Source organism: Pseudomonas sp. R5-89-07 (genome assembly GCF_003851685.1).
Lineage (GTDB): Bacteria > Pseudomonadota > Gammaproteobacteria > Pseudomonadales > Pseudomonadaceae > Aquipseudomonas.
Genome location: NZ_CP027727.1, coordinates 2,139,342 through 2,155,615, shown reverse-complemented (window position 1 = coordinate 2,155,615; position 16,274 = coordinate 2,139,342). Strand labels below are relative to the sequence as shown.

General features: G+C 59.8%; 12 protein-coding genes. 10 read left to right on the top strand and 2 right to left on the bottom strand.

The annotated features are described in order from the left end of the window. The first annotated feature begins 2 nt into the window (after positions 1–2). The 5 genes from C4J94_RS09990 to C4J94_RS09970 all read left to right on the top strand — a co-directional run bounded on the left by C4J94_RS09990 (position 3) and on the right by C4J94_RS09970 (position 6,104). Complete coding sequence (locus C4J94_RS09990) at positions 3–1,625, top strand: MFS transporter (protein WP_124385992.1); 1,623 nt, start codon at positions 3–5, stop codon at positions 1,623–1,625. Positions 1,626–1,790: 165 nt separating this feature from the next. Continuing rightward, positions 1,791–3,743 (top strand): DNA topoisomerase III, encoded by a 1,953-nt coding sequence (locus C4J94_RS09985; RefSeq protein WP_124385991.1) that lies wholly within the window; start codon positions 1,791–1,793, stop codon positions 3,741–3,743. A 134-nt stretch (positions 3,744–3,877) separates the two neighbouring features. Continuing rightward, positions 3,878–4,318, top strand: a complete 441-nt coding sequence (locus tag C4J94_RS09980; protein WP_124385990.1) for a CBS domain-containing protein — start codon at positions 3,878–3,880, stop codon at positions 4,316–4,318. A gap of 8 nt (positions 4,319–4,326) precedes the next feature. Continuing rightward, positions 4,327–5,172: an NAD-dependent protein deacetylase gene (locus tag C4J94_RS09975; protein ID WP_124385989.1), complete on the top strand. Its 846-nt coding sequence runs from the start codon at positions 4,327–4,329 to the stop codon at positions 5,170–5,172. Between the two features lie 602 nt (positions 5,173–5,774). After that, positions 5,775–6,104, top strand: a complete 330-nt coding sequence (locus C4J94_RS09970) for a hypothetical protein (RefSeq protein ID WP_057725643.1) — start codon at positions 5,775–5,777, stop codon at positions 6,102–6,104. Positions 6,105–6,164: 60 nt separating this feature from the next. On the opposite strand, the gene C4J94_RS09965 is transcribed toward C4J94_RS09970, so the two are convergent. After that, positions 6,165–7,067 (bottom strand): LysR family transcriptional regulator, encoded by a 903-nt coding sequence (locus C4J94_RS09965; protein WP_124385988.1) that lies wholly within the window; start codon positions 7,065–7,067, stop codon positions 6,165–6,167. Between the two features lie 133 nt (positions 7,068–7,200). Between C4J94_RS09965 and C4J94_RS09960 the strand changes: the two genes are divergently transcribed. The 4 genes from C4J94_RS09960 to C4J94_RS09945 are packed head-to-tail and all read left to right on the top strand — an operon-like array spanning position 7,201 to position 10,122. Then, entirely contained in the window at positions 7,201–7,899 is a 699-nt protein-coding gene (locus C4J94_RS09960) for a CoA transferase subunit A (RefSeq protein WP_124362130.1), read from the top strand. 33 nt (positions 7,900–7,932) lie between these two features. After that, entirely contained in the window at positions 7,933–8,592 is a 660-nt protein-coding gene (locus tag C4J94_RS09955) for a CoA transferase subunit B (RefSeq protein WP_003211625.1), read from the top strand. Between the two features lie 11 nt (positions 8,593–8,603). After that, positions 8,604–9,785 carry an acetyl-CoA C-acetyltransferase gene (locus C4J94_RS09950; RefSeq protein WP_124385987.1) on the top strand — a complete coding sequence of 394 codons (1,182 nt, stop codon included), beginning with the start codon at positions 8,604–8,606 and terminating at the stop codon, positions 9,783–9,785. Between the two features lie 13 nt (positions 9,786–9,798). Further along, positions 9,799–10,122, top strand: a complete 324-nt coding sequence (locus C4J94_RS09945; protein ID WP_124385986.1) for a hypothetical protein — start codon at positions 9,799–9,801, stop codon at positions 10,120–10,122. 43 nt (positions 10,123–10,165) lie between these two features. Here C4J94_RS09945 and C4J94_RS09940 read toward each other — a convergent pair whose 3' ends face one another. Next, positions 10,166–11,251: a DUF1615 domain-containing protein gene (locus C4J94_RS09940; RefSeq protein WP_124385985.1), complete on the bottom strand. Its 1,086-nt coding sequence runs from the start codon at positions 11,249–11,251 to the stop codon at positions 10,166–10,168. A 235-nt stretch (positions 11,252–11,486) separates the two neighbouring features. On the opposite strand from C4J94_RS09940, the gene C4J94_RS09935 reads away from it, so the two are divergent. Further along, on the top strand, positions 11,487–16,274 hold the full coding sequence (locus C4J94_RS09935) for an RHS repeat-associated core domain-containing protein (protein ID WP_124385984.1): 4,788 nt from the start codon (positions 11,487–11,489) through the stop codon (positions 16,272–16,274).

The window sequence follows — 16,274 nt, the reverse complement described above, 5'->3', positions numbered from 1 at the left end:
CGATGTCAGAACATGCTCAACCCCTGGGCTCGGCGATGGATGCGAGCACCAGCAACGACTCGAAGAAAGTCATTTTCGCCTCGTCCCTCGGGACGGTGTTCGAGTGGTATGACTTTTTCCTCTACGGCGCCCTCGCGGCGGTAATCAGCAAGCAGTTCTTTGCCGGGGTCAACGACACCACGGCGTTTATCTTCGCGCTGATGGCGTTCGCCGCAGGCTTCGTGGTACGGCCCTTCGGCGCGTTGGTGTTCGGCCGCCTGGGCGACATGATCGGGCGCAAGTACACCTTCCTTGTCACCATCATCCTGATGGGCGTGGCCACCTTTTGTGTCGGGCTGCTGCCGACCTATGCCAGCATCGGCATCGCGGCGCCGATCATCCTGATCGTGCTGCGCATGCTGCAAGGTCTGGCCCTCGGCGGTGAATACGGCGGCGCCGCCACCTATGTTGCCGAGCATGCCCCCGCTGGCAAACGTGGCTTGCACACCAGCTGGATTCAATCCACCGCCACCCTCGGCCTGTTGCTGTCGTTGCTGGTGGTGCTGGCCTGCCGTTACTTCACCGGCGACCAGTTCGAGGTGTGGGGCTGGCGTATTCCGTTCCTGTTTTCCATTGTGTTGCTGGGCATCTCCACCTGGATTCGCATGAGCCTGCACGAATCGCCGGCATTCCTGAAAATGAAAGAGGAAGGCAAGGCCAGCAAGGCGCCGATCCGCGAGTCGTTTGGTAAATGGGAAAACCTCAAGGTCGTATTGATCGCGCTGTTCAGCATCAACGGCGGGCAGGCGGTGACCTTTTATGCAGCGCAGTTTTACGTGCTGTTCTTCCTCACCCAGTTTCTGAAGATGGACCCGGCCCTGGCCAACATGCTGCTGATTATCAGCGTGGTGATCGGCGCGCCGTTCTTCATTCTGTTTGGTTGGCTGTCGGACAAGGTCGGGCGCAAGCCGGTGCTGATGCTGGGCCTGCTGCTGGCGACCTTCCTGTATTTCCCGATTTTCAAGAGCCTGGCGCACTACACCAACCCGGCGATGGACCAGGCCAGCCAGCAGGCACCGATTACCGTGCAGGCCGATCCGGCCACCTGCACCTTCCAGTTCGACCCGGTGGGCAAGGCGCGCTTTGACAGCCCGTGCGACAAGGTCAAGACCTTCCTGGTCAAACAAGGCCTGCCGTACAGCAGCGTCGCAGCCCCAGCCGGCGCGCCGGTACAGGTCAGCGTCGGTGACGTGCGTATCGATGGCTTTGACGAAGCGGCACTGCGCGGCGCGGTGGCCCTGGCCGGTTACCCAAGCTCGGCGGACATGGCCCAGGTCAACAAGGTGATGGTGGTGGTGCTGATCGTCGCACTGATCCTGATCGCCGCCATGTGCTACGGCCCCTTGGCGGCGCTGATGGTGGAGCTGTTCCCGACCCGTATCCGCTACACCTCGATGTCGCTGCCCTACCACATCGGTAACGGCTGGTTTGGGGGGTTCCTGCCGACCGTGTCGTTTGCCTTGGTGGTGTACACCGGCGATATTTTCTATGGCTTGTGGTACCCGGTGGTGGTGACCGGCGTCAGCCTGGTGGTCGGCTTGTTCTGCCTCAAAGAAACCCGGCATGTGGATATCGATAACAACTGAATAAGCCTCAAGGGCCAAGCTGCAAGCGGCAAGTAAAAGCCAATCGGCTCTTTCTTGTAGCTTGCAGCTTGAAACTTCAAGCTGTACATCCATACAGATAATGGTTGCTCAAATCTCTCTGACTAAGCATCCTGCCAGGCATCAACCCGATTTGATGTGATGACCATGCAGCTGTACCTCTGTGAAAAACCCTCCCAGGCCAAGGACATCGCGGCCGTGCTCGGCGCCAATCGCCGGGGCGACGGATGCTGGCTGGGCAACGGAGTCACAGTCACCTGGTGCATCGGTCACCTGCTGGAAACCGCTCCGCCGGACGCGTACGACGCCAAATACAAACGCTGGGTGCTCGCCGACCTGCCCATCGTCCCGGAAAAATGGAAAATGCAGGTCAAGCCCAAGACCGCCAGCCAGTTCAAGGCGGTCAAGCGCCTGCTGGGGGAAGCCAGCGAACTGGTGATCGCAACCGACGCCGACCGCGAGGGCGAGATGATCGCCCGTGAACTGGTGGAGCATTGCCGTTATCGAGGGCCGATCCAGCGTTTGTGGCTGTCGGCGCTGGACGACGCCTCCATCCGCAAGGCCTTGGCCGCACTCAAGCCCGGCGCGCAAACCTTCAGCCTGTATCACTCGGCCCTCGGCCGCTCCCGCGCCGACTGGCTGATCGGCATGAACATGAGCCGCCTGTTCACCTTGCTCGGGCGCCAATCCGGCTACCAGGGCGTATTGCCGGTGGGCCGCGTGCAAACCCCTACCTTGCGCCTGGTGGTCGACCGTGACCGCAGCATCGCCAATTTCGTACCCGTGGCCTATTGGGCCATCGATGTAGAACTGCTGCACGAACGCATCACCTTCACTGCCCAATGGCGCGCCGCCGAGGACGCCTGCGATGACCAGGGCCGTTGCCTCAACCCACAACTGGCCCGGGACGCCGCCGAGGCCATGGCCCACGCGGCCAGCGCGCGCCTGGTGAAGCTGCGCACCGAGCGCATGCGGGAGGTCGCACCCCTGCCCTTCGACCTCGGCACCCTGCAGGAGATCTGCTCGAAAAAGCTCGGCCTCGGCGCCCAGGAAACCCTGGATATTGCCCAATCCCTCTACGAAACCCATAAGGTCATCACCTACCCGCGCAGCGATTGCGGCTACCTGCCATTGAGCCAGCACAGCGAAGCGCCGAAGATTCTCGCCGCACTCGGCCGCGCGGATACGGCCGTGGGCGAGCTGATGGACTACATGGACCCTGCTCGTCGCTCACGCGCCTGGAACGACGCCAAGGTCAGTGCCCACCACGGCATTATTCCCACCGGGGCCGGCAAGGACGTCGCCCAACTCACCGGCAAGCATCGAGCGGTCTACACACTGATACGCGCGCGCTACCTGGCGCAATTTCTGCCAAACCATGAATACGACCGGACCCAGGCGGATTTCGACTGTGCCGGCCAGGCGCTGCGCGCGGTGGGCAAAGTCGTCATCGAACCGGGCTGGAAACGCGCACTGCCCGAAGCCCTCGCCCCCGCCAAGGGTAGGGAAGCGCCTGCGCCGCAAGCCTTGCCGATGCTGGTGCAGGGCCAGGACTGTGCCGTGGCCAAGGTCAACCTCAAGGACCTGTGGACCCAACCGCCCAAGCCCTTTACCGAAGGCGACCTGATCAAGGCGATGAAAAACGTCGCCAAGCTGGTGGAGGATCCGTTGCTCAAGCAGAAGCTCAAGGACACCACGGGCATAGGCACCGAAGCCACCCGCGCCGGGATTATCCAGGGCCTGCTGGACCGCGGTTACCTGGTGAAGAATGGCAAGGCGCTGTCGGCCACCCCGGCGGCGTTCAGCCTGATTGACGCCGTGCCTCGGGCCATCGCCGATCCCGGTACCACCGCTATCTGGGAGCAGGCGCTGGATATGGTGCAAAGCGGTGACATGAGCCTGGAAGAGTTTGTCGCCAAACAAGCGGCATGGATGAGCAAGCAGGTGGCGCGCTGCAATGGCATGCGCATGACCATCACCGGCCCGGCCAGCCCCGCAGCGAAAAAAGGCGCAGCGCCTTGGAAAAACAAGCGCAAGAGCGCGCCGCGCAAGACGACAGCCAGCCCCAAACGGGCGAAAAAGCCGGCAAGTGTCGGGTAAAAGAGTAAAAAAAACCGGCGAATGACGCTTTTCGACGGGTTTAACGCCGCTTTGGACCTTGCTGCAACGTAGGCCGTCTAGGATTCTGTAGGGGCAATAGCTGACTACCTAACAACAACACCGGAGTGGCCGCCATGAAAACCGTTGCAGAATTACTCAAAGCCAAGGATCAGAAGAACCAGGACGTCCACACCATCCAGTGGGACCACACCGTGTTCGAGGCACTGGTGCGGATGTCCGAGAAGAACGTCGGGGCCTTGCCGGTGGTCAAGGACGGCGCGGTGGTGGGGATCATCAGCGAGCGCGATTACGCCCGTAAACTCATCCTCAAGGGTCTTTCATCGGTGACTACCCGAGTGGATGATGTGATGAGTTCGCCGGTGATCACCGTAGATACCCATAAAACGGTCGAGGCGTGCATGAACATCATGACCGACAGCCACCTGCGCCACCTCCCGGTCGTGGAAAACGGCAAGCTGCTCGGTCTGCTGTCCATTGGCGACCTGGTCAAGGAAGCCATTGCTGAACAAGCCGCCTTGATCCAACAGCTGGAGCAGTACATCCGAGGCGAATAGGAGACACCATGCTCGACACGCTGGATCATCAAGCAGACCACCTCGACACGCTGCACCAGGCGATGGCCGAAAAACGCTTCCTGGTGCTGACCGGTGCCGGAATCAGCACCTCGTCAGGTATCCCCGACTACCGTGACAGCGAAGGGGTACGCCGGGGCAAAGCGCCAATGATGTACCAGGAGTTTCTCGCTACCCCGCAGGCGCGCCGCCGTTACTGGGCGCGGGCCATGCTCGGCTGGCCAAGGGTGCGCGCTGCACAACCGAACAAGGCGCACCTGGCGTTGGCGACGCTGCAGTCGCGCGGGCGTATCAGCGGGTTGATCACCCAAAACGTCGACACCCTGCATGATCAAGCCGGTAGCCATGATGTGATTGAACTGCACGGCAGCCTGCACCGGGTGCTGTGCCTGGATTGCCAGTTGCGCAGCCCGCGCGATGTGATCCAGCGGCAAATGGACATCGACAATCCTTACCTGGCGCAGGTCCACGCGGTGCAGGCACCGGACGGCGACACCTTGCTCAACCCCACCTTCGAAGAACACTTCCAGGTCCCCCACTGCCCACATTGCCATGGCCAGCGTTTAAAGCCGGATGTTGTGTTCTTCGGTGAGAACGTAGCACCGGCCACTGCGGCCAGGGCGATGGCGGCCGTACAACACGCCGAGGGCTTGCTGGTGGTAGGGTCGTCCCTGATGGCCTATTCGGCGTTTCGCCTGTGCAAGGCCATGGTGGAACAAGGCAAGCCGGTGATCGCCATCAACTTGGGCAAGACCCGTGGGGACGAGCTGCTGCAGGTGAAGATCGAAGCGTCCTGCGAACGCTTGTTGCCGCTGCTGGTTGGACAACTCATATAGCAATCGCCCCGAAGACCTGTAGGAGCTGGCTTGCCTGCGATGGCGGTGTGCCAGTGGAGTATGCGTCAACTGACACTCCGCCATCGCAGGCAAGCCAGCTCCTACAGGTTTTAGGTACTGAACAACCCGCGTACCCCAGCGACCCACCGCACAAAAAATGACGCCCAAGTCACGTTTTCGCGCATTCTCCCGGCCCCACAGGATTTTATGTAGTGATCAAAAATAATCACTACATAACCGTTGACGTAACCTTTTTGTCCTTGCATTATCGAGACGTCTCCCGGATCGGGAGTGTTGGTAACACGCGTTTTGAACAGGCTCGTCTGACCGCCGAGCTGTTTTTCCGGATGTGCACTGCCCACAAGGCAGATTGATGAAGCTGACCGGCCCTGAAGGGGACCGGTACAAGGAGCTCAATCGCTGCTTGTCTTCGTTATGAAAGCGTTGCGTAGCAGTTCATCAGCAAGACTACATGCATCAGGTTCAAGACCCTGCCCGTATTCGGCAGACCGTCACTGACGCCCGGTTTTCGTAACCGGAGACAACTAAGCAAGTATTAACGAACCAACTGATAGATCGCCAACTGGTCAAGGGGCTTACACATGAATCTGAACAACCAACCAACTATCGATGAATTGGCTGAGATGTTCGCAGCGCAGAAAGACACACTCGACGACCATATCCTGTGGATTGGCAAATCGGGCGAAGTTCAACTTGACTGCCTGGCGCCCCACACCGAAGAAGCCGAGTTCGACCGCAATCACCGTGAACTGGCGGCGCGCCTGAAGATGTACCGTCGCGGCCAGGGTTATGTCGGCAAGAAAGCGGCAGCCGATCGCAACTTTATCGAGCAGGTATTCGACACACTTAACAATGCCTGGGCGTCGTTCAAAGACAGCTCGCAAGTTAAAGTGATCGACCGTTACTACTAAGTAGTACGCCCTCTATTGTGGGAGCTGGCTTACCCGCTCCCACTTTTGTTTTTTAAGACTTCAGAAAGTTGGGTAACGTCCCTTCCCCGCTTCATCTCGAAAAATATCGAACAACACCTGCGCCGCCGCCGACAGTTCATGCCCGGGCTTGGTCAATAGGCCAATCGGCCGCTCTATCACCGGGCCGGTCAAGGTGATGCAATGGGCACCCGCCTCCTGCATCTGCCGTGCACACAGCGCGGGCACAGCACTGACCCCCAAGCCGCTGGCAACCATCTTGCCCACCGTCGCCAATTGATGACTTTCCAGCGCCACCGGCAGTTTCATCTGCAGGGCGCCCAGATGCTCTTCGAGCATTACCCGTACGGTCGATGGGCGCTGCAGGGTAATGAAGGGTTGTTCCAACAGGCTTTTCCAGTCGATTTCAGCCAGGTGTGCCAACGGCGACTCTCCCGGCACCACTGCAATAAACCGATCCAGGTACAGCGGCGTGAATGCCAATGACGAACCTTCGGAAGGTTCGAACGCTACGCCCAATTCCACCTGGCGGTCGCGCACCATCTCCAATACCTGCTCGTTGATCAGGTCGTGCACCGTCACGTTCACCTGCGGGTAACGGGCGCGGAATATCTTGAGGATCGGCGGCAACAGGTTGCCGGCAAATGACGGCATCGCCGCCACCGTCACGCGGCCGCGCTGCAGGGTGAAGCGTTGACGCAGTTCGTCCTCGGCATTGTCCCAATCGGCAATCAACCGGCGCGCCAGCGGCAACAGCGATTCGCCCTCGGGCGTGAGGGCCACATTGCGCGTATTGCGGCTGAACAGGCGCCCACCCAGCCCTTCTTCAAGGCCCTTGATCGTCAGGCTCAGCGCCGATTGGGAAAGGTGCAGACGCTCACAGGCAGCGGCAAAACTCAGGCTCTGAGCCACGGCCAGAAAGGCACGCATCTGTTTAACGGTCATGATGCTGCTCCGCATGGTTGTCCGACTATGCTGTTTTCTAAATCAATCAACCTAAAAAAACAACTTAACAAATCAATCCGTCAGCGCAACACTCGGCCCATTGGCTGGCCCACTCACAATAAAAGAGGTGCATATGGCAGGTTTCGATAAGCGCGTGGCGTCCTATGAAGAGGCGCTGGCAGGCCTGGAAGATGGCATGACCGTGCTGTCCGGTGGTTTTGGCCTGTGCGGCATCCCGGAAAACCTCATCGCCGAGATCAAGCGCAAAGGCACCCGCGACCTCACCGTAGTCTCCAACAACTGCGGCGTCGACGGTTTCGGCCTGGGCATCCTGCTGGAAGAAAAGCAGATCAGCAAAGTGATCGCCTCCTACGTCGGTGAAAACGCACTGTTCGAGAAGCAACTGCTCAGCGGTGAAATCGAAGTGGTGCTCACCCCCCAGGGCACCCTGGCGGAAAAAATGCGTGCAGGCGGTGCGGGCATTCCGGCCTTCTTCACCGCCACGGGCGTCGGTACCCCTGTCGCCGAAGGCAAGGAAACCCGCGAATTCAAAGGCCGTCCCTACCTGATGGAAGAGTCCATCACCGGTGATTTCGCCATCGTCAAAGGCTGGAAAGCCGACCACTTCGGCAACGTCATCTACCGCCACACCGCCCAGAACTTCAACCCGCTGGCCGCCACCGCCGGCAAGATCACCGTGGTCGAAGTCGAGGAAATCGTCGAACCGGGCGAGCTGGACCCTGCGCAGATCCACACCCCTGGCATCTACGTCGACCGGATCATCTGCGGCACCTTCGAAAAGCGCATCGAACAGCGCACCGTCCGCAAATAATCCGCCCCGGCCCGAACAATAAGGACTCATAAAATGGCTCTTACCCGCGAACAAATGGCTCAACGCGTCGCCCGCGAAATGCAGGACGGTTTCTACGTCAACCTCGGCATCGGCATTCCCACCCTGGTGGCCAACTACATTCCAGAAGGCATGGAAGTGATGCTGCAATCGGAAAACGGCCTGCTTGGCATGGGACCGTTTCCGACCGAAGAAACCATTGATGCCGACATGATCAACGCCGGCAAGCAAACCGTCACCGCCCGCATCGGCGCCTCGATTTTCTCCTCCGCCGAGTCCTTCGCGATGATTCGCGGCGGCCACGTGGACCTCACCGTACTCGGCGCGTTCGAAGTGGACGTACAGGGCAACATCGCCTCGTGGATGATCCCCGGCAAGCTGGTCAAGGGCATGGGCGGCGCGATGGACCTGGTGGCCGGTGCGGAAAACATCATCGTTATCATGACCCATGCGTCCAAGGACGGTGAGTCGAAGTTGCTCAGCCAGTGCAGCCTGCCGCTGACCGGCGCCAACTGCATCAAACGTGTGCTCACGGACTTGGCTTACCTGGAAATCGAAAATGGCGCTTTTGTCCTCAAGGAACGCGCACCTGGCGTCAGCGTAGAAGAGATTGTGAGCAAGACCGCCGGTAAACTGATCGTCCCGGACCATGTTCCAGAAATGCATTTCCAGTGAGGACAGATTCCATGCAAGACGTCGTGATTGTTGCTGCCACCCGCACCGCCGTGGGCAGCTTTCAAGGTTCGCTGGCGGCTATCCCGGCCCCTGAACTGGGCGCTGCGGTGATTCGTCGTCTGCTGGAACAGACCGGCCTGAACCCGGCCGAAGTGGACGAAGTGATCCTCGGCCAGGTGCTCACCGCCGGCAGCGGCCAGAACCCGGCGCGTCAGGCCTCTATTCTCGCCGGCCTGCCCCACGCCGTGCCGAGCCTGACCCTGAACAAGGTCTGCGGTTCGGGCCTCAAGGCCCTGCACCTGGGTGCACAGGCGATCCGTTGCGGCGACGCCGACGTCATCATCGCCGGCGGCATGGAAAACATGAGCCTCGCGCCGTACGTCTTGCCCGCCGCGCGCACCGGTTTGCGCATGGGCCACGCCAAGATGATCGACAGCATGATCACCGATGGCCTGTGGGATGCCTTCAACGACTACCATATGGGCATCACCGCCGAGAACTTGGTGGACAAGTACGGCATCAGCCGCGAGGCGCAGGACGCCTTTGCCGCCGCCTCCCAGCAAAAAGCCGCCGCCGCCATCGAAGCCGGGCGCTTTGCCGATGAAATCACGCCCATCCTGATTCCCCAGCGCAAGGGCGACCCGGTGGCCTTCGCGGTGGACGAACAGCCGCGTGCCGGCACCACCGCCGAGTCCCTGGCCAAACTCAAGCCCGCCTTCAAAAAAGACGGCAGCGTCACCGCCGGCAACGCCTCCAGCCTCAACGACGGCGCCGCCGCAGTGCTGCTGATGAGCGCCGCCAAAGCCAAGGCCCTCGGCCTGCCAGTGCTGGCGCGTATCGCCAGCTATGCCAACGCTGGGGTCGACCCGGCAATCATGGGCATCGGCCCAGTGTCGGCCACCCGCCGCTGCCTGGACAAGGCTGGTTGGCAATTGGCCGACCTGGACCTGATCGAAGCCAACGAAGCCTTCGCCGCGCAATCCCTGGCGGTGGGCAAGGAGCTGGAATGGGACGCTGACAAGGTCAACGTCAACGGTGGCGCTATCGCCATCGGCCACCCGATTGGTGCGTCAGGCTGCCGCGTGTTGGTGACCCTGCTGCATGAAATGATCAAGCGCGACGCCAAGAAAGGTTTGGCAACACTGTGCATCGGTGGCGGCCAGGGCGTGGCGCTGGCCCTCGAACGCAGCTGATTCAAAGAGCAACATGGAAAAGGCCCGGTTCCACGAAAACCGGGCCTTTTCTTTTATCGATCCGAAAGAACTTGATCAAACTGTAGAAGCTGGCTCGCCTGCGATGGCCATAGGTATCTACACAACTTTGCAGCGGCCCGCTCTTGATCTCGCTTTTGATCGTGATCTTGGCCGCCCCGTAAACCACGCTGGCCGTAATTCGACATCGATTTGGAGGGCAAACTGTAGGAGCGAGCTTGCTCGCGAAAATCGTCCAGGCAACGCGTTCATTCTGAGTAAGCGCGGGAATCCTGAGTTTTTCGCGAGCAAGCTCGCTCCTACAAAAAGCCTTAACTGACTGGCATTGGGGCAAGCCCACTCGAGCCAGCCGCCACGCCTGATCAACGCTTCATACAGCGCTGATACCGCTCATCCACGCGTTTGGCAAACCAGGCCGTGGTCAGGTTGCGGGTGATCTTCGGGCTTTTAAGCACAATGCCCGGCAGGACCGCCCGAGGTAGCGGCTTGCCGGCGGCTGTGTCGGCCAGTGCGAATACACGCTTGTAGAGCGTGGTGTCCTCAAAATCCAACTGATCGCCCTGCTCCAGTTGGCTGCGAATGCTGGGGTTACGCATGTCCAGTTTCGCCCCCAATGAACGCACCGCCAGTTCGGTGGTACCCGGCAGCAACGAACCATAGCGAATCAAATCCCCATCCAGCGTCAATTCGGTGCCTGAAACACGGCTGACTGCGGCCTGGAACGCAGCATTGCGGCTGGCGTACCAACCGGCGTTGAAATCGGCGAAACGATACAGCGGCTGGTCATAGCTGACCGGGTAGCCCAGCAAATGCGCGATGCCGAAGTACATGCCACCACGGCGGGTGAATACTTCGCGGCGAATCGTACCGTCCACCGTGTAGGGATAACCCCGCGCCTGTTTCTGCGCAAAGTCGATGCTGACCTGCATCGGGCCGGCGGTGTGCACCGGGTTGAAGCCGCCAAACAGCGTATTGCCCAGAGGCACCACACTGATGAAGTCGTCAAAGATACCGCTCAGGTCCTTCTCCGTGCGTGCCGCATTCAAACGCTCGGCGTAGGTTTTGCCGCTGGGCGAGCGCAGCTGCAAGGCGCTGCGCACGACGAACGCCGGTACATGCACCTTCCCGGCCCGCCGCAGAATTTCATCCTGGGCGATCTTGCCCATGCCTGGCACCGCCGGGTCGACCTGATAGGTGGACTCTTGCTCGGTCACCGCCAGCACGGCGCAGATATTTTCGGTGCTGGGGTAGATCTTCTGGGCGTCGAACGCGGTGTAGATGTCCTGGGCCCAACCGGCGCGGTCCGCGAGCGTGGCCGGTAGCAGGCGCACGATCTGCGCCTTCACCTCGGCCTCGCTGCGCTCGGGTTGTTGCGGACCACGTGCAGTGGAGCAACCCGCCAGCACCAGCAAGGTCGCGAGGCAGAGGATCAGGCGGTTTGAATACATGAGGCTTCCTTGATTGACGGCGGGCCGGGCAGTGGTGATATCGACACGCAAGTCTAACCGGGGTTCGTGGCTATGCCGAACTGAGTATGGCTCTGGCTGAAACTTCCCACGCAACCGCCGGATAAGCTCTACTCCCCTGCCCTGAAAACCGCTGCAAAGTCCCTCGCCTGATCAAACAGTGCGAGGGATTGCAGATGGATTTTCCAGTGAGAGCCCTGATCGTTAAGGCTCACCTATGATCGAAGCAACCAGCCAAGCCATTGGCTTTCTGGTGCTGGCCGCGATGGACGCGAAGACGCGGGATGTCGAGTCCGTGCTCAGCGATTTTCGCGGGTGCCTCAACCACTACGACAACTGGGCGCAGAGCTTTTTCAGCTTTTCGGCATTGGATGTGGAGCAGGTGTTCAAGGCTGGGGATGCGGTGGCGCTGGTTGCGCCGATCAACCGCTCGATCTTTCCTAGCAGCACCGTCGCCACGTGCAAGGCCAACGGCACGTTGACACTGGTGCATAGGTTCCAGAGTTCGCGGTTCGTGCCGATCGGCAATACGCCGGTAATGTTGCAGCGCATCGATCCAGACGGTGGCCCGCTGGGCGAGCCCATCCACAAGACCATCGGCCCAAGCGGCATCCTCGAAGTGACCGAGTGTGATCGCAACCAGCAGTATCGGGTCAGTTTCTATCCCAACGTTTCGTCGGAGCATTTCAAGGCGCTGTACGCCTCTTATCAGTCGGTCATCACGCCACTGGAAGGTTGGCTGCGCGGTGAGTGGACCACTACTTTCGAACCGCTATGGAAGGGCTATTGCGAAGCGAATTTCGCACAGCGCTACCTCTCATTGCACCGCGCTTATGCCCAGGGCTTTGGCAATGTTCTTTATTCGGTTTGGGACAACATCAAGCAGTTACTCCAGTGGCTGTCCGACCCGCTGGCGAACGCTGAAAAGCTGCTGCATTACCTTTCCCAGGACGAGCTGGAAAAGTTACTCGCGCTAAGTGCCGAGACCCTCGCCAAGGGTTTGCTGGTGCTCAGCGATGAGCCTTTGCTGTTCGTTTATCTGGCGGCGCTGGTCAGCTGGATGCGCATGCTGCCGCCGCCGTACATGAACGAAATGCTCGGGGAGATTGGTGCCGAGGTCGTCATTACGCTGTTACTGGGACTGGCGACAGCCGGCATGGGTGTTGTGGTGCGCATCAGCACCAGCGTGCTGGCGGGTATCAAGTCGCGCCGGGTGCGCAGGTGGCTGGAGCAGATAGCTGCGCAGTTTGGGAAAGCTCGCTTGGAGGGGCACGCCGAAGCGCTTAAGCCGGTGTTGCTGAGTAGCGCCCCTATACCGATCAAGGCGGTGCCGGTTGGGCCGTTGAAGGCTGGCGACACATTGGTTTCGAACGCGGTGCCGGCGGTTCGCAGCAAGACGCAGCGCACCGCGTTGGTTCGGCAGGAGGCGGTGGATGATGTGCCTGCTTCCGCTAAAAATCCGGCCGGGGATGCTGCTGCCTCTTCGGACAAGACCGTCACCCATGGCTGCCCGGTGTCGATGGTTACCGGCGAGGAATTGCTGACCCTCACCGATGGCGCGCTGGATGGAATTTTGCCGTTCGAGTGGACGCGCTTGTATCGCACCAGTGCGGTGGAAGTGGACTGTGGGTTGGGGTTTGGCTGGAGTCATGCGCTGGCCCAGCGGCTGGTGGTGTCGGGCGATTCGGTGGTGTGGACCGATCATGAAAACCGCTCGACCACCCTGCCCTTGCCGACGGTGGCTCGGCCAGCGATTACCAACAGCCTGGCGGAAGCGGCGATTTACCTGGGGTCGTTGCCGGATGAACTGGTGCTGGCCCAGGGCTCGCGGTTCTACCACTTTTGCGACGGTGCGCTGACGGCGATCAGCGATGTGTATGACAACCGGTTGCGCATTTTCCGGGATCGGTTGGGGCGGATTGAGCGGCTGGATAACGGTGTCGGCCGCTCTTTGTTTTTGCGCTATGAGCTGGATCGCATTGTGGCGGTGGACTACCAGGTTCATCGCGCCAAGGGCTATGAACCCTTTGTTTGGGTGACCGAGCAGAACGTCGTTTCCTACGTCTATGACGACAGTGGACGGCTGGTATCCGCGACCAACGCCGCCGGTGAACAAGAGGTTTATCGGTACGACGAGCAACACGTCATTCTTGAGCGGCAACTGGCCGGTGGCGCGAGTTTCTTTTGGGAATGGGAACGCACTGGCAAGGCCGCACGCTGTGTCCGGCACTGGGCCAGCTTTTCGCAGATGGACACGCGGTATGCCTGGGGTGACGACGGGCGCGTCACCGTGCACAACGCCGATGGCAGCCAAGAGGTTTATGTTCATGACGATCGAGCGCGACTGGTACAGCGCATCGACCCCGACGGCGCCCGGCACTTCAAATCCTACGATGACAAGGGCCGCCTGACCGTCGAGCAAGACCCGCTCGGCGCGGTGACGGCGTATCAGTACGACGACGCCGGACGCCTGGTGGCGGTGTTTCCGGGGGATGACGAGCCGACGTCCTACGAACATGACAACGGCTTCGTACGCGTGGTGCGTCGCGGTGAGGCGATCTGGAAATACGAGCGTAATGACCAGGGCGACGTCATTTGCCAGATTGACCCGGATGGCCACGCCACCGACTACAGCTACGACAAGCAAGGGCAACTGACTGGGGTCTGGTATCCCGATAACAGCTGCCATCGCTTGGTGTGGAATGAGCGCGGGCAACTCGTTGAAGAACAGCTACCGAATGGTGGGATCAAGCGTTATCGCTATGACGACCTGGGGCGGCAGATTGCCCGTGAGGATGAACAGGGTGCGCTGACCCAGTATCAATGGGACGGTGTGGGTCGGTTAACTCGCTTGGTACTGCCGGACGGTGCCACACGGGAATTCAGCTACAACCCCTACGGCAAAATCATCGCCGAGCGCGACGAACTCGGCCACGTCACCCGCTACGAATACGCCGACGGCCTGCACCTGATCAGCCGCCGCATCAACGCCGATGGCACCCAGGTCAAGTACCGCTACGACAACGCTCGCTTACTGCTAACCGCCATCGAAAACGAGGTCGGCGAAACCTACCAGCTCGACTACCACCCCAACGGCCTGATCCAACAGGAAACCGGCTTCGACGGCCAGCGCACCGCCTACGCCTACGACCTCAACGGCAACCTGCTGGAGAAAACAGAATACGGCGACGACAGCAGTCAGCTCGTTACCCAATACGAACGCGACCATGCCGGCCGCCTCGTAAGAAAAACCCTGCCCGATGGCAATACGGTCGAATACACCTACGATCGCCAAGGCAACCTCCTCAGCGTCGACGACAGCCATTGGTTCCTGGCCTACGAATACGACAAACAAAACCGCCTCACCGCCGAACATCAGGGCTGGGGCACCCTGCGCTATGGCTACGACGCCTGCGGCCAACTTCAGCATTTACGTCTACCGGACAACAACCGCCTCACCTTCAACCACGACAAAGGCGGCCACCTCGCCACCGTCGAGCTGAACGGCGCGCTGCTCACTTCGCACCTGTTCAAAGCCGGCCGCGAACACCAGCGCCAACAAGGCCAACTGCTCAGCCACTACCACTACGACGACCAAAATCGCCTGCACGCCCACGCCGTCACCCAGCAGCAAAACCCCCTCTACCAACGGCACTACGACTACGACAAAACCGGCAACCTCAGCCGCCTGCACGACACCCGCAAAGGCGAACACCTTTACCACTACGACCCGCTCCACCGCCTGACCCGCGCCGATCATTCGCAAGACGCACAGGAGCGTTTCGGCCACAACCCGGCGGGCAATTTGCTCATGCAAAACCGGCCGGGGCCGGACATCGTCGCGGGTAATCGCCTGATGATTCAGGGCGATCATCATTACGACTATGACGCCTTCGGCAACCTGATCCGCGAGCGGCGTGGGAAGGGTCATTCACTCGTTACCGAGTATCGCTATGACTGCCAGCACAGGCTGATTGGAATCACCAAGCCCAACGGCCAAACGGCCAGTTATCGCTATGACCCGTTTGGGCGGCGTATCAGCAAAACCGTGGATGGGAAAACCACGGAGTTCTTCTGGCAAGGCGATAAAATCGTCGCTGAGCATCACGTGGATTGCCATCGCAGCTACGTCTATGAACCCGCCAGCTTCCGCCCGCTGGCAATGCTGGAAGGCTTCGGCCCACAAGAAACCAAGCCCTACCACTACCAACTCGACCATCTCGGCACACCGCAGGAACTCACCACTCCTGAAGGCGACATCGTCTGGTCCGCCCACTACCGCGCCTACGGCGAAATCAGCCGCCTCGACGTAGGCAAAGTCGACAACCCGCTACGTTTCCAAGGCCAATACTTCGACCCGGAAAGTGGCCTGCACTATAACCGCCACCGCTACTACAATCCGGATATTGGTCGTTACCTGACGCCTGACCCGGTGAAGCTGGCGGGCGGAATCAACGCTTACCAATACGTACCCAATCCCACAGGTTGGGTTGATCCGCTTGGACTGAGTAGATGTCCCGGCAAGGAAGAATGTAACCCATCCGTAGACGTTAAAGATCCTTTAGCACTAGTACCAAGTAAAAAAACAGGACCCAACCCTCCATCACCGAGCCATGATGAAGGATATCTTTTCCGTGGAGACAAAGTTTCTCCAAATGAGGTATTCAAAAATGGCTTCAAAAGCAAAGGCAGCAGCGAAGATTTATACTTGCACGCGATTGACAGCGATGACCCTCCAAGCAATTTCATAAGTACATCGCCATCTCGAGCAGTCGGAATCACCTTTGCGACCAGCTATGGAGAAAAAAAAGGCTATTTATACACGCTTAAAAGCATTGAGGGCCATGATATAAATACTGAACTAGGAAAGCAGGCGCCTTACCCTAGAGAGCAAGAGTTTGCTATCCATCACAGAATTTATACGGAAGATATACTAGGCGCCACGCCAGTAAAAGCTGATGGAACATATGTTGGATATTCCATACCAAACCCTAACAGGAAATAA

Excerpts from the sequence above, each read along its gene's own strand:
- C4J94_RS09990 (WP_124385992.1), top strand. The coding sequence starts at position 3 with ATGTCAGAACATGCTCAACCCCTGGGCTCGGCGATGGATGCGAGCACC.
- C4J94_RS09985 (WP_124385991.1), top strand. The coding sequence starts at position 1,791 with ATGCAGCTGTACCTCTGTGAAAAACCCTCCCAGGCCAAGGACATCGCG.
- C4J94_RS09980 (WP_124385990.1), top strand. The coding sequence starts at position 3,878 with ATGAAAACCGTTGCAGAATTACTCAAAGCCAAGGATCAGAAGAACCAG.
- C4J94_RS09975 (WP_124385989.1), top strand. The coding sequence starts at position 4,327 with ATGCTCGACACGCTGGATCATCAAGCAGACCACCTCGACACGCTGCAC.
- C4J94_RS09970 (WP_057725643.1), top strand. The coding sequence starts at position 5,775 with ATGAATCTGAACAACCAACCAACTATCGATGAATTGGCTGAGATGTTC.
- C4J94_RS09965 (WP_124385988.1), bottom strand. The coding sequence starts at position 7,067 with ATGACCGTTAAACAGATGCGTGCCTTTCTGGCCGTGGCTCAGAGCCTG.
- C4J94_RS09960 (WP_124362130.1), top strand. The coding sequence starts at position 7,201 with ATGGCAGGTTTCGATAAGCGCGTGGCGTCCTATGAAGAGGCGCTGGCA.
- C4J94_RS09955 (WP_003211625.1), top strand. The coding sequence starts at position 7,933 with ATGGCTCTTACCCGCGAACAAATGGCTCAACGCGTCGCCCGCGAAATG.
- C4J94_RS09950 (WP_124385987.1), top strand. The coding sequence starts at position 8,604 with ATGCAAGACGTCGTGATTGTTGCTGCCACCCGCACCGCCGTGGGCAGC.
- C4J94_RS09945 (WP_124385986.1), top strand. The coding sequence starts at position 9,799 with ATGGAAAAGGCCCGGTTCCACGAAAACCGGGCCTTTTCTTTTATCGAT.
- C4J94_RS09940 (WP_124385985.1), bottom strand. The coding sequence starts at position 11,251 with ATGTATTCAAACCGCCTGATCCTCTGCCTCGCGACCTTGCTGGTGCTG.
- C4J94_RS09935 (WP_124385984.1), top strand. The coding sequence starts at position 11,487 with ATGATCGAAGCAACCAGCCAAGCCATTGGCTTTCTGGTGCTGGCCGCG.